Origin of the sequence: Streptomyces sp. NPDC056835, from assembly GCF_042789485.1 — a bacterium.
Classification (GTDB): domain Bacteria; phylum Actinomycetota; class Actinomycetes; order Streptomycetales; family Streptomycetaceae; genus Streptomyces.
In genome coordinates this window covers 1-15,407 of record NZ_JBHUBB010000058.1, presented here as the reverse complement: position 1 = coordinate 15,407, position 15,407 = coordinate 1, and the positions used below count along the sequence as shown (strand labels likewise).

At 69.7% G+C, this 15,407-nt stretch carries 12 protein-coding genes and 1 tRNA gene; 5 read left to right on the top strand and 8 right to left on the bottom strand.

The window, feature by feature from the left end; all coding sequences use genetic code 11:
• Nucleotide 1: 1 nt before the first annotated feature.
• The 5 genes from ettA to ACFRMN_RS37260 all read right to left on the bottom strand — a co-directional run bounded on the left by ettA (nt 2) and on the right by ACFRMN_RS37260 (nt 8,007).
• Entirely contained in the window at nt 2-1,666 is a 1,665-nt protein-coding gene (gene ettA / locus ACFRMN_RS37280) for an energy-dependent translational throttle protein EttA (RefSeq protein ID WP_383028630.1), read from the bottom strand.
• A gap of 210 nt (nt 1,667-1,876) precedes the next feature.
• Nucleotides 1,877-3,301 (bottom strand): Cys-Gln thioester bond-forming surface protein, encoded by a 1,425-nt coding sequence (locus ACFRMN_RS37275; RefSeq protein WP_383028628.1) that lies wholly within the window; start codon nt 3,299-3,301, stop codon nt 1,877-1,879.
• 223 nt (nt 3,302-3,524) lie between these two features.
• Nucleotides 3,525-4,058 carry a single-stranded DNA-binding protein gene (locus ACFRMN_RS37270; protein ID WP_383028625.1) on the bottom strand — a complete coding sequence of 178 codons (534 nt, stop codon included), beginning with the start codon at nt 4,056-4,058 and terminating at the stop codon, nt 3,525-3,527.
• Between the two features lie 170 nt (nt 4,059-4,228).
• Complete coding sequence (locus ACFRMN_RS37265; RefSeq protein WP_383028622.1) at nt 4,229-6,157, bottom strand: GTPase; 1,929 nt, start codon at nt 6,155-6,157, stop codon at nt 4,229-4,231.
• A gap of 251 nt (nt 6,158-6,408) precedes the next feature.
• On the bottom strand, nt 6,409-8,007 hold the full coding sequence (locus ACFRMN_RS37260) for a dynamin family protein (protein WP_383028665.1): 1,599 nt from the start codon (nt 8,005-8,007) through the stop codon (nt 6,409-6,411).
• 316 nt (nt 8,008-8,323) lie between these two features.
• On the opposite strand from ACFRMN_RS37260, the gene ACFRMN_RS37255 reads away from it, so the two are divergent.
• The 4 genes from ACFRMN_RS37255 to ACFRMN_RS37240 all read left to right on the top strand — a co-directional run bounded on the left by ACFRMN_RS37255 (nt 8,324) and on the right by ACFRMN_RS37240 (nt 12,123).
• Nucleotides 8,324-8,396, top strand: a tRNA-Arg gene (locus tag ACFRMN_RS37255).
• A gap of 687 nt (nt 8,397-9,083) precedes the next feature.
• Nucleotides 9,084-9,452 (top strand): hypothetical protein, encoded by a 369-nt coding sequence (locus ACFRMN_RS37250; RefSeq protein WP_383028619.1) that lies wholly within the window; start codon nt 9,084-9,086, stop codon nt 9,450-9,452.
• A gap of 529 nt (nt 9,453-9,981) precedes the next feature.
• On the top strand, nt 9,982-11,163 hold the full coding sequence (locus ACFRMN_RS37245; RefSeq protein WP_383028617.1) for a YbhN family protein: 1,182 nt from the start codon (nt 9,982-9,984) through the stop codon (nt 11,161-11,163).
• A 201-nt stretch (nt 11,164-11,364) separates the two neighbouring features.
• Nucleotides 11,365-12,123, top strand: a complete 759-nt coding sequence (locus ACFRMN_RS37240) for a fasciclin domain-containing protein (protein ID WP_383028614.1) — start codon at nt 11,365-11,367, stop codon at nt 12,121-12,123.
• 82 nt (nt 12,124-12,205) lie between these two features.
• On the opposite strand, the gene ACFRMN_RS37235 is transcribed toward ACFRMN_RS37240, so the two are convergent.
• Nucleotides 12,206-12,694 carry a hypothetical protein gene (locus tag ACFRMN_RS37235; protein ID WP_383028611.1) on the bottom strand — a complete coding sequence of 163 codons (489 nt, stop codon included), beginning with the start codon at nt 12,692-12,694 and terminating at the stop codon, nt 12,206-12,208.
• 387 nt (nt 12,695-13,081) lie between these two features.
• Here ACFRMN_RS37235 and ACFRMN_RS37230 point away from each other — a divergent pair, with 387 nt between their 5' ends.
• Nucleotides 13,082-14,026, top strand: coding sequence for a phosphotransferase enzyme family protein (locus ACFRMN_RS37230; protein ID WP_383028608.1), 945 nt, complete (start codon nt 13,082-13,084; stop codon nt 14,024-14,026).
• A 94-nt stretch (nt 14,027-14,120) separates the two neighbouring features.
• Here the strand turns inward: ACFRMN_RS37230 and ACFRMN_RS37225 are convergent, their stop codons facing one another.
• Complete coding sequence (locus tag ACFRMN_RS37225) at nt 14,121-14,939, bottom strand: SAM-dependent methyltransferase (RefSeq protein WP_383028606.1); 819 nt, start codon at nt 14,937-14,939, stop codon at nt 14,121-14,123.
• Between the two features lie 122 nt (nt 14,940-15,061).
• Nucleotides 15,062-15,295 carry a DUF397 domain-containing protein gene (locus tag ACFRMN_RS37220; RefSeq protein ID WP_030352492.1) on the bottom strand — a complete coding sequence of 78 codons (234 nt, stop codon included), beginning with the start codon at nt 15,293-15,295 and terminating at the stop codon, nt 15,062-15,064.
• Nucleotides 15,296-15,407: the final 112 nt, after the last annotated feature.

The window sequence follows — 15,407 nt, the reverse complement described above, 5'->3', positions numbered from 1 at the left end:
CTCAGCCTCGCGTCAGCTTCTTGTAGGTGGCGCGGTGCGGACGGGCGGCGTCCGCACCGAGCCGCTCGACCTTGTTCTTCTCGTACGACTCGAAGTTGCCCTCGAACCAGAACCACTTGGATTCGCCCTCGTAGGCCAGGATGTGCGTAGCGACCCTGTCCAGGAACCACCGGTCGTGGGAGACGACCACGGCCGCGCCGGGGAACTCCAGCAGCGCGTTCTCCAGCGAGGACAGCGTCTCGACGTCCAGGTCGTTCGTCGGCTCGTCGAGGAGCAGCAGATTGCCGCCCTGCTTGAGGGTCAGCGCCAGGTTCAGCCGGTTGCGCTCACCGCCGGAGAGCACACCGGCCGGCTTCTGCTGGTCCGGGCCCTTGAAGCCGAAGGCGGAGACATAGGCGCGCGAGGGCATCTCGACCTGGCCGACATTGATGTAGTCCAGCTCGTCGGAGACGACCGCCCACAGCGTCTTCTTCGGGTCGATGTTGTCGCGGCCCTGGTCGGCGTAGCTGATCTTGACGGTGTCGCCGACCTTGATGCTGCCGGAGTCCGGCTCCTCCAAGCCCTGGATCATCTTGAAGAGCGTGGTCTTGCCGGCGCCGTTCGGGCCGATGACCCCGACGATGCCGTTGCGGGGGAGCGAGAACGACAGGTCGTCGATCAGGACCTTCTCGCCGAACGCCTTGGAAAGGTTCTCCACCTCGACGACGACGCTGCCGAGCCGGGGGCCCGGCGGGATCTGGATCTCCTCGAAGTCCAGCTTCCGCATCTTGTCGGCCTCGGCGGCCATCTCCTCGTAACGGGCCAGCCGCGCCTTGGACTTGGCCTGGCGCCCCTTGGCGTTCGACCGTACCCACTCCAGCTCGTCCTTGAGCCGCTTGGCGCGCTTGGCGTCCTTCTGGCCCTCGACCTTGAGACGGGCCTGCTTGGTCTCCAGGTACTTGGAGTAGTTGCCCTCGTAGCCGTGGAGACGGCCGCGGTCGACCTCGCAGATCCACCCGGCGACATTGTCGAGGAAGTACCGGTCGTGGGTGACGGCGACGACGGCGCCGGGGTACTTGGCGAGATGCTGCTCCAGCCACTGCACGGACTCGGCGTCCAGGTGGTTGGTGGGCTCGTCGAGGAGCAGCAGGTCGGGGGCTTCGAGCAGCAGCTTGCAGAGCGCGACGCGACGGCGCTCACCACCCGAGAGGTTGGTGACGGGCCAGTCGCCGGGCGGGCAGCCGAGCGCGTCCATGGCCTGTTCGAGCTGGGTGTCCAGGTCCCACGCGTTGGCGTGGTCAAGGTCCTCCTGGAGCTTGCCCATCTCCTCCATCAGCGCGTCGGAGTAGTCGGTCGCCATCAGCTCGGCCACTTCGTTGAAGCGGTTGAGCTTGCCCATGATCTCGGCGGCGCCGTCCTGGACGTTCTGCAGCACGGTCTTGGACTCGTCCAGCGGCGGTTCCTGAAGGAGAATGCCAACCGTGTATCCCGGGGTGAGGAACGCGTCGCCGTTGGACGGCTGCTCCAGCCCCGCCATGATCTTCAGCACGGTGGACTTACCGGCGCCGTTCGGACCCACCACACCGATCTTCGCGCCCGGCAGGAAGCTCTGCGTCACGTCATCGAGGATGACCTTGTCGCCGTGCGCCTTACGCGTCTTGCGCATCGTGTAGATGTACTCAGCCAAGAGAAACCGTCCGGCAATCGAGAAGGGCCAATGTGCGGCTCCGCCGCGTGAGGGCAGATACACGCCATCCTGCCGCATGTCCATCCCCTGATGGAAACCAGTACCGCTCCCCGGACCGCTCTCACGCCGTTCTCACGGCCGTGGCCCCCGGCACGCGGGTGCGCGCCGGGGGCCACGGGCTGCGATGTCTCACTCAGCGCGAGACGTCGGTCACTCTCCGGGAGCCGAAGGCGTCGAGGCGTTCTTCTTACGGAGGAGGAAGACGGCGCCGCCACCGAGCACCACGAGCGCGATCGCGATACCCGCGATGACCGGGGTGGCGCTGGAGGAGCCGGTCTCCGCGAGGTTGTCCGTGGCAGCCGCCGAGGAGCCGCCGGCCGAGGCCGGGAGGGGCTGCGCGGACTCCTGCTGGGTCACGGGGCCCGAGTCGCTGGTGGTCAGGCAGTCCAGGACGCCCTTGAAGTTCTGCGTGAACCCGGCGGGCCCGGTGATGGTGAAGTCATACGCCTCGTCCTCGCCGACCGGGACGGTGACGGTCTTGGACTCACCGGCCGGGACCGAGTGCTCGGTGCCCTTGAGCTCGAAGACGAACGGCTCGTCGCCCTTGTTCGTGGCGGTGATGTCGACGCCGCCCTCGGCGCAGTTCTTCTGAGCGGTCACGGCGGGGATCGCGCCCCGCTCGGCCCAGGTGGCGGTCGCCGTCGCCGCGACCGTGGACTCGCTGGACCCGGCCAGGATCTGCGTCTGGCTCTTGGTCACACCGGCGAAGGCCCGGCCGACCGGTACGGAGGTGGTGGCCTGCACACCGAGCGAGTCGGTGCCGTCGGAAGCGTCGGACGGGACGTCGAAGTACAGCTGGGTGCCGTTGGCGGCGGCGGTGACCGGGGCACCGTCCTTGTCCGTGATCTTGACGCCGCTGGCGGCGGCGTCGGCGGGCGGCGTGACCGTGACACCGGCGGCGTTGGTGCGGACGGTGATCGGACCGAGCTTCTCACCGGCCTTGCCGGAGACGGCGCCGGGCTCAAGGGTGAGGGACGCCTTGGGCTCGGCGGCGTCCTGGGCGCTCTTCTCCAGCCAGTCGGCGAGCTTCTCGGCCGCCGGGTCGCTGGCGTCGACATCGGCGTTGTCCGAGTAGCGCCAGATCGCGACCTGGGTGCCCGCCGCCGCCGTCTTCTCGGTGAGGGGCCCGCTCTCCGCGCTCTGGGCGAGCGCCGAGAGGTCGTCTATCTGCGGGTAGGAGTGCTCCAGGATCCACCGGATCTTGCCGGCGTTCTTGTTGGCGCCGAGCGAGGTCTGGTTCCAGGGGGTCTCCAGGTATTTCGCCTGGTCCTGTGTGGGGTTGTGGATATCGATGCAGTACGTCTTGAGCTTGCCGCCGCCGTCCACGGTCATCTCGAACACACCGGCGGGGAGTTGCTGGTCCTTGCCGTTGGTGTGGAGCACGGCACCGTCGTAGGTCTTCAGTCCGTCGAGGGTGGCCGCGGCGCCGCCCTGGTGCTGCGGGACCTCGTCGGCGGTGGCCGCGCCGGCGCCGGCCACCGAGCCCACGGCCACCAGACCCGAGACGAGTACCGCGGCGGCGAGACGGGCGGCGCCTCGCCTCCGTACGGATGACGCAGATATCGCAGAAAACACAGAATTCCCCTTCGGGCGAGATTCTTCCGCGTCGAACGCGTGGGGGGATGCCTCGCCAGCAGACTCAAGTACCCCGTGACTACTCGCGAATCCTATGGACGGCGCGAACCACCGGAGTCCACTCACGCACTCTGATAACCGTTCCGAATCGGAATCGTTATCGACACTCCGGCAGAGCTATGCAATGCGGCCGAGTATATCGACATGTCTCCAAAACCTCCGCTCAGGAAACAGCGGTCGACGCCGCGACCAGCGCGCGAGCGGGCGCCGCGTCCGGCACCCCCTCCGACACGGGAAGCCGCCCGGGAAGACGCACCTGATCCGGCCCCTCAAGCCGTGCCCGCCCCCGCCCCTCCCCCTCCGTCGCCGCCTTGTGACGCTCCGTCAGGGAAGGAGTCGCCCTGGTCACACGTCTGAACGCGGCGGTCCCACGCGTCAGATCGTGTCCGACCGCCATCGCGTCGATCTCCACGGACGTCCGGCGCTGCCCTTCCCGTTCGTCCTCCCGCACCCGCAATCGGCCGTGCACCACCAGCGGCTCACCGACGGAGACCGAGGCCGCCAGATTCGCCCCCAGCGTTCGCCACGCCCATACCGTGTAGAAGCTCGTGGGTCCGTCCGCCCAGCCGTTCTTCTGCCGGTCCCAACGGCGCCCCGTCACCGCGAATCGGAACCGGGCCACACCGCCCGTGGGCGACTCCCTGAATTCCACCCCTGTTGCGACATTCCCCACCACGGTTACCACGGTGTCGTTCATAACGGCCCCTCCCCGTCCGGCTGCATTGACTGATCCCATGCTGGACCGGATGGAAAGAATGTGCTGCCGCCTGTGTATTACCTGTCAGTTGTGGAAAAACCCGTCACCCCTCGTCACCCCCGTCACCCGCCCCGTCCTCCCGGTCCTCCCGCCGCGGTCCGTGTCATCGCTCATCCGCCGTTGCGGGAAACGGTCACGTACTGCTCCCGCACCTCCCGGTAGCGCATCAGCTCCGCCGAGATCGGATCCAGTACCCGCGCCCGCCCACAGGCCGCCGCCGCCTCGCGCAACCGCCGCTCTGCGTCCTGCCCGTACCGCCGCGCCGGCCCCATCGCGGCCGCCCCGCACGCCCACTCCACGAACGGCCCGCCGACGATCCCGGCGAGCATCACCAGCACGGGCGGCAGCAGCCCCGGTTCCAGTACGCCGATGATCTGCCCCACCAGCCACAGCGCGCCAAAGATCTGAAGCAGTGTCATGGACGCCTGCGCCAGCACGGCCGCGGGCCACCAGGCGGGCCGCGGCGGCCGGCTGCTCGGGGTGGACGCCGTCACCGCCAGCTCGTCCAGCGCCTCCGGCAGCCCCTCCGCGCCCCGTGCCGCCGCCTCGCGCACGGAGTGCGCCCAGGGCGCGGGCAGCCCGGCGGACGCCTCCTCCGCCACCGTACGTACGGCCTGTTCGACCCGCTGGCGTGCCGTCAGCTCCTCCTCCACGACCGCCGGAGGCCGCGGCGTCTGGCCGCCGGGCATCCGCGTGGACTCGTACCACCGCCAGAGCCGAAGCCAGGGCGTTCCGCACGCACGGCCCGCGTTCCTGCGCCAGGCGCGCTCCGCCGACTCGCCCGCGGCCACCGCGCCGACCGCCCAGGCCAGCCGGTCGGCGAACTGTTCACGGGAACGCTCGCCGAGTCCGGCACGTCCTTCGGCGACATACGCGGACCGCAACCGCCACGCCGCCGCGTCCACATCGGCGGAGAGCCGCAGTTCCGCGGCGTTCCGCTCCTGGACAAACCGCCCCAGCAGCTCACGCAGTTCGCCCACGCCGTGCCCGCTGAGCGCGGAGACCGCGAGGACCGTGGCGCCGGGCTCGCCGTGTTCGCCGAGGGCCATCCCGTCCTCGTCCAGCAGCCGGCGCAGATCGTCGAGCACCTGGTCGGCGGCCTCGCCGGGGAGCCGGTCGATCTGGTTGAGCACGACGAAGGTGACCTCCGCGTGGCCGGCGAGCGGCCGCAGATAGCGCTCGTGCAGCGCGGCGTCCGCGTACTTCTCGGGATCGACGACCCAGATCACCGCGTCCACGAGCGCGAGCACCCGGTCCACCTGCTCACGGTGGCGGACGACGGCCGAGTCGTGGTCGGGGAGATCGACGAGGACCAGGCCGTGCAGTTCCTCGTCCCCGTCCCCGCCCGCCAGCGGCTTGCGCCGCAGCCGTCCGGGGATGGCCAGCCGGTCGAGCAGCCCCGCCGCGCCCTCGGACCAGACGCAGGCGATGGGGGCGGAGGTGGTGGGCCTGCGCAGGCCCGTCTCCGAGATCGGCACCTCGGCCAGGGCGTTGAACAACGTCGACTTGCCGCTGCCCGTCGCTCCCGCGATGGCGACGACGGTATGACGCCAGGAGAGCCGCTGACGGGCGGACGCCTCGTCCAGTACGCGCCCGGCCTCGGCGAGTACGGATCCGTCGAGCCGGGTCCGCGACAGTCCCACCAGCTCGCCCAGGGCATCGAGACGTACGCGCAGAGAGCCGCCGTACGCGCCTCCGATGGGCGTGTGGGCCTCGGACTCGGCGGAACCGGTGTCCGGGATCTCGTCAAGGCCGTCCACGCCACTGAGGCCGTCCGGGGAGCCGTGGCCGGTGGCGCGGCGGGCGATCAGCCCGTCGTCCCAGCTGCCGGCGGAGGGGCTGAGCTCGTCGGGGGCGGAGAACTCAGAGGGCACGGCGGACTCTCCGGAATTGGCGGGCGCTCCAGACTCGGCGGCCGCCCCGGACTCGGGTGCCGCCTCGGACTCGGGTGCCTCATAGGCCTCTTGGGACTCCACGGCCACGTCGGGCTCTCTGGATTCCGTGGATTTCGCCGACTTCATGAATTTCACGGGCTTCATGAATTTCGCGAGCATCGCGGACTTCCCGGGCTCCGTGGCGTTCTCGGCACCATCCATTCCGTTCTCAGAAGTCCCATCAGCCCCATCAACCCCGTGAAAACCACGAGAACCATGAGAACCATGAGGCCCATCAGGCTCATCGGACTCATCGGACTCATTAGTCGTGTTGGCCACGTTGGTCGTGCTGGCCACGTTGGCCGCGTTGATCTTGTTGGCCTCGTCAGCAACATCAGTCACCTGAGCCACATCGGTCACCTTTCCCTCTTGAGTACGGACAGCGCGGCGATCAACTCGGCCTGTGGCTCCGGGGTCACCTCAAGTGCGTCGAGGGGCGCCAGCCGCCGGTCGCGCTCCCCGTGCAGTACGCGATCGATGTACGTCGTCACCAACTCGCCGCCCCGGTCACGCAGCCGCAGCGCCGCGTGCGCCCCGACCCGCTCCGCGAGCCGCTCCCCCGCGAGCCGGGCCCGCCGGCCGCCGAGCAGAGCCGTCGCGAGCAGGGCGGCGACGGTCTCGGCGTCGGGCGCGGGGGTCCGTTCGAGCTGCCGCACCTCCTCCTCGGCCAGTTCCTCAAGGACGCGGCGCCAGCGGCGCACGGCCATCCCGACCCGTTCCGCCGTCTCCCCGTCCGGGCCCGGCACGGGCAGCGTCCCGGCGGCCGGCTCACGCCCCCATACCTCCTCCACCCGCTCCTCGGCGGCGGCCACCGCGCACTGGAGGAGGGCGCCCAGGCTCTCCACCAGTGAGTCGAGCAGCTCGCGCGCCGAACTGTCCCGGGGATAGCCACGCCAGCGTGTGCGCGCGTCCCCGGCGAGCACGGCCCCGCGCTGGAGCTGCCGCCGCACCCGCTCGCCCTCGGCCGCGTAGGCGTCCTCCACCGCGCCCGTCAGCCGCACGGCGGCTGCGTACTGCGCGGCCACCGCCCCCGCCAGCTCCGGCATCCGCGCGTTCAGCGAGTCGATGACCCCCGCCGCGGTGCGCACCAGGGCCTGCTGACGAGCCGCCGGATCCTGCACCCGGTGCGCGAGCCAGGCGAGCAGCGGCGCGACGGCGGTGGTGGGCAGCAGGCCCCGCCCGGCGCCCGCGGACTCGGGCAGTTCGGGGATGGTGAACCGCGGTACGTCACCGAGCCCGGCCCGGGTCAGCAGCGCCGCGTACTGCCGTGACACCTCGTCGATCATCTGGTGCGGCACCCGATCGAGGACGGTGACCAGCGACGCGTCGTACTCCTTCGCGGTACGGAGCAGATGCCAGGGCACGGCGTCCGCGTAGCGGGAGGCGGTGGTCACCATGACCCACACGTCAGCGGCGCAGATCAACTCGGCGGCCAGCAACCGGTTCTCCACCACGAGCGAGTCGATGTCGGGTGCGTCGAGCAGCGCGAGCCCGCGGGGCAGGGCGGCGGCGGTGTCGATACGCAGCGCGCTCTGCTCCACGGGCCCCGTTCCGTCCGTACCGATCCCCCCGTCGTCCTCCTGCTGCGGCAGCCAGACGCGCGTCAGGTGCGGCAACACCCGCATCCCGGCGAACCAGTGGTGGTCCTCGGGGTGGCAGACCAGTACGGGGGTACGTGTGGTGGGCCGCAGTACCCCCGCCTCACTGACCCGCCGTCCCACAAGGGAGTTGACGAGCGTGGACTTCCCGGCGCCGGTGGACCCCCCGACGACCACGAGAAGAGGTGCTTCGGGGTCCCTGAGCCTGGGCAGCAGGTAGTCGTCGAGCTGCGCGAGCAGCTCGGCCCTGGTCTGCCGGGCACGCGGCGCCCCGGTGAGAGGCAGTGGAAGACGCACGGCAGCGACACGGTCGCGCAGTGCGGAGAGTGCGTCGATCAGCTGGGGCCGTACGTCCAAGGTCACCACATGCGAAGAATGCCCAATTTTGGAGCCTTTTTGAAGCGTATGGACATCCCTGCGCGCCGATCACATACTCAGGACAGACGGGACGAGTGGGGCGCAGGCATAACGACTGCACAACACCCGGGGCCCCGAGGGCCAAAAGCGATGCGTGAATCGCACCTGCCTGCGATTATCGGTTCGCTTCACTGAACCTCCACAACGTGCCACGGGCGTGAAGCAACCGGGTCAAGGTGATCGGAGCCCTATCCTTGTCCCGGCAAGGTCGCGGAACCACCCAACCAGGGCTCCAGGTCACCGAGGCCACCACCCGGCCCCCGTAGCTCAGTGGATAGAGCAGGTGCCTTCTAAGCACTTGGCCGCAGGTTCGAGTCCTGCCGGGGGCGCTTTTCTACGCGCGATGCACGGCCCTCCCCGAGGGAGGGCCTTTCCGCAGGTCAGACGACCTTAGCGGGTGCGGCGTAGCGCTGGCGTAAGCACCGATATCGCCGATGATCCCGGTCGGCCGCGCGAGACTCCGACACAGGGGCCCTGTCGCGGGATCGGGTCCTGGTGGTGCCGGGGAGGCGTCCGGGCGTGGAGCGCACGGAGCGCGTCGCGCGCGAGGACGCGTTGGAACGTCGCGGCCCGGTCGGGGCGTAACAGTCGGGCCCGACAGACGGGGGCGTAACAGTCGGGGCGTAAAAGTCGGGGCGTAACGAATCTGCCCGCGCCGCGATGACGTGCCTGACAGCCCCCGGGGCGTGCTCGCGCTCCCTGTCGCTTCCCGTGTCTCCCTGTCGCTTCCCGCGTCTCCCCGTCCGTCCCCCGTGTCACGACGCCCGGCATGATTGCCTCGGCCATGGAGAATGAATCACATTATGCGTAGCGGATTACGTATTTCTTTGGCGAGGAAATGCCATATGTCACATTGATTCCCGGCGTGCGCCGGTGCTGTCACATCGCGTGAACGCTGTATTCATCGGCGTCATCAACTCGTATGGATGACATGCGTTCCCTCCCTCTTCCCGGTGCGCTTTCCGGAGTGCCATAAAGGGCGTGGGGAAATTCCCCGTCAAAGGAATGAGGGAAGCATGCGTAGATTGCGTAGCAAGGCAGGTGTCCTCACGGTTCTCGCCGTACTCGCGGTCGGCGGCACGGGAATCGCCTCGGCCGTACAGACGGAGGGTTCCGGCTCCGGCTCCGGCGTACCGCGTGCCGCCGCGGAACCGGGTGTGGAGCACACCGGCGTCATCAAGGGCCCCCAGAACGCGAATGTCCACAAGGCCAAGCACCTGAACGCCGAGGAGTGGGGGCTGATCTACAACACGGAGACGGTCCATCTGAAGTGCAAGAGCCGCGGCGGCGGATACACCTGGTACCAGCTTGAGGGGCAGCCGAACAGGTGGATCGTCGGCTTCAAGCTCGAAAATCTCACCCCCGGAATTCCCAACTGTCTGTGACGGTTCCGGGAATCCACTGAACATACGCGGCCGACCGCGGCGGCACACTTCAGTGACATCCCTCCAGGCCATGCCGGATCACCGGGTGTCAGGGCACCCGGTGATCCGGTGCTTCCGGCATCGCGCCATACGGCTCATGTGTATATCGTGCTGGCTCAACTCCGCCGGGCCCGCGCTTCTCAGCAGGGGCGACCACCTCAACGGGCCGCCGCGCGAGGAGGAATACCTCCAGGCCACCGCCCAACTGTCGTCCATGACCACCAGGATGAGCGACGCGTGGGTCCGGGGGGGCGTATACGTCGCGTGCGTGGACAGCCGGCAGGGGGGCCGCGTACCGGCGTCACGCTGCGGGGGATCCCCGGCGGGCCGCTGGAGACAGGCCGGCCGAAACTGGTCACCGACGGCTCGCCCGTCACCCGAACGGCCCTGTGCCACGACCCGCGTCCCGGCGTACCGTCCGACGGCCCGGGAGCGGCCGGCTCGCGTGTGAGGGCGGGGCCGGAGAGCCGGCGGTCGTATCGTGGAGAGCGTGGCGGGCCGCCCCGGGGGGCACAAGGGGGCCTCGCGACACGTCCTGACCGCCGCGGTCACATCAGTACGTCCGCTCTGGTGGGCCGTGTCCGCCCTGCTGGTGGCGGCAGCCGTGGTCGTCGCGTTCACCCGGCGCCACGAACTGGTCACCGCCGTACATCTCATCGATGACGTCCGGCTGCCCAGGCTGCTGCTCGCCGCCGGTTTCGAGGCGGCTTCCCTGGCCTGTCTGGCGGCCGTACAGCACTGGCTGCTGCGCGCGGGGGGTGCGCGGATCCGGCTCCGGGTCGTCGGCGCCGTCGTGCTGGCGGCCAACGCCATCGCGGGGGCGCTGCCCGGTGGGGCGGCGTTCGCGGCGGCGTGGGTGTTCCGGCAGTTCCGCCGCCGGGGCGCGGGGCAGGTCCTCGCCGGGACCGTGCTGGTGGTCGCGGGGCTGCTGTCGGGGCTGAGCCTCTTCGTACTCCTGATGGCGGGCGTGCTGGCGGCCGGTTCTTCGGGCCCGGTCGCCGGGGTGCGGCCCGTGGTCGTCGGGCTCGCCGCCGTGGCGGTCCTGGTGGCGGGCGTGGCGGCCGGACTGTTCCGGTTTCCCCGGGTAAGGCGCCGGGCCCGGCGGGTGTGGCGGCGGATCGGACTGCGCTCCCGACGGCTGTGGGAGATCGAGCGGGCGCTGTCACGTCTGGGCAGTCAGGTCCGTACCACCAGGCCGGGGATACGCCCGTGGCTGTGGCCGTCGTCGCTGGCCGTGCTCAACTGGGGCTTCGACCTCGCGTGTCTGGTCGCGTGTGTGTGGAGTCTCGGGATCGCCGTACCGTGGCACGGCGTTCTCGCCGTCTACGCGCTGACGCAGTTCGCCGGAAGTCTGCGGCTCACGCCGGGCGGTCTGGGCGTGGTCGAGACGAGCCTCACGGCACTGCTCGTGCTGTACGGGCTGAGCACCGAGCAGGCGATCGCCGTCACCCTCTTGTACCGGGTGCTGAGTTACTGGGTGCTCCAGCCGATCGGCTGGGTGAGCGGGCTCGGGCTGACGCTGAGCCGCGGCCACACCGACCCCGGTGGCCCCGGTGACCCCGGTGGCGACACCGGCCCCCACGCCGGATCCGGAGCCGGACCCGGAGCCGGACCCGGATCCGGCTCCGGCGACGGGCCTGACGGCGAATCCACCGCCGACAGCCGCGCCTGACCTGCGCATACCTCTCAAGATGCCCAATTCCACCCAGTGCGGCTACGCTTTATGCGGTGGCTTGATCGAATGACAGGCTGGACCGGTGAGAACGCCCCGTCCGGCAACCCGCGCCACCGGCAGGATCGGCCGCCCCGGCCGCCATCGACGCCTCCCGGGCCCGAACCGGGGCCCTCCTCCCACAGGAAGAGGAATCGAAACATGAAGTCCTCCCGCATCCGTAATACCGTCGTGGCCGCTGCCGCCGCGGTGGCCCTCCCGGTCTCCCTGGGCGTCATGGCACCCCAGGCCTTCGCGGATCCCGCCGCGCCCGGCACCCCCACACCGCCGACCGCGACCGTGACACCCAGCACGCCCACGTCGCCCAGCGGGTCCACGTCACCGGGCACCTCCGAGTCACCGAGCGAGTCGACGTCACCGTCACCGAGCACGTCCACCTCGCCCAGCCCCTCCACGTCGCCGAGCAAGACCCCGGTGCCCAGCGCGGCCGTCCCGTTCGGTCCCGGCTGCTCGTCGATCCCTAAGTCCGGCGTCGGCAGCTTCGCCGCGATGGCCAAGGAGCAGGTGGCGGCGGCCATTTCGCACAACCCGGACTTCACCACGTTCCTCTCCCTGGTGAAGAAGGCGGGGCTGACCGACAGGCTGAACACCGCGAAGGACATCACGCTCTTCGTGCCGACCAACGAGGCGTTCAAGAAGCTCTCGACGGCGCAACTCGACCAGATCAAGAACAACGAGGCGCAGCTCAGAAAGGTCGTGAAGTACCACGTCGTGGAGAAGAAGGTCACCCCCGACCAGCTTCCCAGCGGCGTCTTCTCGACCTGGGAGGGCACGACCCTCTCCACCTCGGGGTCCGACCGGACGTTCAAGGTGAACGACACGGCGAAGATCCTGTGCGGCAACATCAAGACGGCGAACGCCACGGTGTACACCATCGACACCGTCCTGACGCCGAAGTAGCGCGTACGTACCTCGTCGTACGCACATCTCGAATGGGCGGGCCCGGCGACCGGGCCCGCCCATCCATTTCGATGAAGGAGCGTCAGATGCCCGCCGAGGCCATTTCTATGGCGGAGCGGTAATTCAGCGCGGTCGCCTTCACGCAGACGCCGTACGTACGGTCATTGGTGACCACGAGGAAGTAGTCACGCAAGTTCTTCCAGTAGTTGACGAGATAGCCCAGTCCCGGAATGAAGCCCGCCGGCCGAGGAACGAGGGCGAAGGCCTCGGAGCACTTCAGGATTTCGCCGGTGGCCGTCGAGAGGACGGCCGCCACATCGCTGTTCATGTTCCAGCCTGCGGCCAGCGAGTCGTTCCAGATGGCGCCGGCTATCTGCCGGAGCCGCTCCTGCTCCTCCGGCGTGGGATCGCTGCTGAACGCGACGCTCCCCGAGGACGCGGCTCGCGCGGCCGGTGCCTCGGGAGCCCCGCCCGCCGCGTGGGCCGCGCCCGCCGTGCCGACGGCCAGGACCGCCCCGGCGGCGATCAACGCGACCGCAGACGACCATCGGGATAATCTCCGCTCAACCATGTTCTCCGCCCCTCCCCTGCAGCTGACCCGAGGTCCGAATTGGCCCTCATCGGACGCTGTCGCGCCGAGCCTCCCGTTTCGCCCCCGGGACGTCAACGGCGCAGATCAAGCCGCGCGGCGGTCCCGTATCGATCGAACACCTGTTCTATGATTCCCTCGGCGCACCCCGTTACACGCCCTTGATCAGGGACGTTGTCCGGGCGCGCAACCAAACGCCCAGCACTCCGGAGGAATCATGCGACCTGTTCCCGCCCCCGCCCGTCTCGCTCCCGTCCCTCTCCCCGCGCCTCCCGCGTCTTCCTCACTTCCCGCGTTTGCCGCGTTCGCCGCGTTTCCCGTTGTGGCCGCCACGGATCTGTCATCACGACCGTCACCGAGGTGGGGCGCATGAGTCACGGTCACGACAAGTCCCTGCCGTCGTCGCTACGCGTCTGGGCGGAACGCGTGGTCGGGCCCCTCTCCGCCGTACAGGACGCGTCACACCCGCGTGAGACCTCGCGGGTCTGGGATGTCACCGGCGGTCGCGGCCGGCGCTTCTTCATCAAGCAGTCGGCGAGCGCCGCGTTGTACGAAAGGGAGACCTTCGGCTACCAGTCCGCGGTACCCGCCCTGGGGTTCGGCCGCGCCCCACGACTCGTGGAGACCGACGCCCGGCAACTGGCGCTGCTGCTGACCGCCGTGCCCGGCACCCCTGTATCGCGATTGACCCTCCCCGGCCCGGAACACCGCTCGGCGCACCGGCAGTTCGGGGCCCTGCTGCGCAGTCTGCACGGCACGGACAAGATGCCGGGCGCCGGACGGCGGGAGGCCCGGGCCGCGCTGGAGCGGCTGGCCGACGACACCGAGCAGCACCTCGCCCGCGCCGGTGACCTGATGTCGGCGAGCCGGCGCGCGCTCGTACGCCGCTCGGCCGACCACGTACGCAAACTGACCGATCTGCTCGCCCCCGCCCATATCCACGGCGACGCCCAGGAGCGCAATGCCCTCTGGACCGGCCCGGCCGTGCCGGGACAGCGGGCACCGGGGCAGGAGGCGTCGGGACAACTGGCGGTCATCGACTTCGAGCGGTCCCGATACGCCCCCGCCGTACAGGACTTCGTACGGCTGGCCTGCGGCCCCTGGCAGGACCGCGACGATCTGCGCGCCGCGTTCTTCCACGGGTACGGCCGCCCGCTGACCGACGCGGAGCGCCAAGCGCTGCCATGCCTGGCGGCGCTCGACGCCGCGAGCTGTCTCGCGTACGGGCCGGACCATGGCGAACACGACGTCACGGCCCGGGGACTCCGTACGCTGGCCCGTCTGGAGAACGGCGCCTGGGGGGCGTTCGTATGACCGGACGGCACGCGGGTACGACCGGACGACAGACGGGCGTGACCGGAGGGCACGCGCGTACGGCCGGGCGGCGCGTACGTGGAGCCCGCCGCCGCTACGGCTTGCGCGCCACGCCCGCGTAGATGGAGGCCGCCGCATCGGTGACGCCCTCCTGCGGTTCGCCGTCCGGGCGCCAGCGGTGCGGCACCGCGATGCCGGGTTCGACGAGATCCAGCCCGGCAAAGAAACGGAGGACTTCACTCCGGGAGCGCACCTGAGCGGGGATACCACCGCGGTGATAGACGTCGATCACCCGCTCCCACATCTCCGGGGCGAAGTCCGGGGTGCAGTGGGAGAGGACCAGATAGCTCCCGGAGGGCAGCGCGTCGACCAGACACCCGACGGTCTCGTACGGACGGAACTCGTCCGGCACGAAGTGCAGCAGCGCGTTGAGGGACAGCGCGACCGGGCGTGTCAGGTCGATCGTGTCACGCAGCCGTTCCGACTCGATGATGGTCTTCGGCTCCCTGACGTCGGCATGGATGTACGCGGTACGACCCTCGGGCGTGCTGCGCATCAGGGCCTCGGCGTGCCGGAGGACGATCGGGTCGTTGTCGACGTACACGACACGGGAGTCCGGGGCGGCGGCCTGGGCTATCTGGTGGAGATTGGGCCGGGTGGGGATACCCGTACCGATGTCCAGGAACTGCCGGATGCCGGCCTCGGACGCGAGCCATCGGGTCGCCCGGTGCATGAAGTGGCGGTTCGTCCGCGCGCAGATCTTGACGGTGGGGAAGACCGACTCGACTGTGGCCGCGGCCAGTTGGTCGGCCTCGTAGTAGTCCTTGCCGTTGAGGTAAAAGTCGTACATCCGGGCCGGGTGGGGCTTGGTGGTGTCGATCTCGTCTACCGACGGGTGGTCGAGGTCCGTCATGCGGGGCCGTCCGTTTCTGGCTTGTGGGGGGGGGTTTGGTGGGGCGAGCGAGTTGTGAGGGGGGCGAGGTGTCCGAGAGGGCTGGGGGGTAGCGGGGCGGGTCCGGGGGGGGGAGGTGGCGACTACAGCAGGAAGTCGGCGAGACCGTTCTTGGCGCCTGCGACGAAGTCGGCCATGGCGGCCGCGGTGCAGATCAGGGTCGGCCCCGACGGATCCGCCGACTGGCGGATCGCGACGTGCTCACCGTCCACCTTCTTCGTCTCGACGCAACTGCCGCCGTTGGGGCCGCTCCACGGCTTCTCCCAGCCGTCGGCTCCCAGTTCGTCGGCCGGCATGCCGTTGAAAATCTCCCGCATTAGAGCTCCTTGCGCATCCCTAGTGTCTTGTGATTCTGTTTGTGGAACCTGAGGCGTCCGTGGTCGTTGAGTCGGGTATGGATCTTTCCTCTGAACAGATGGCTGAGCTGCG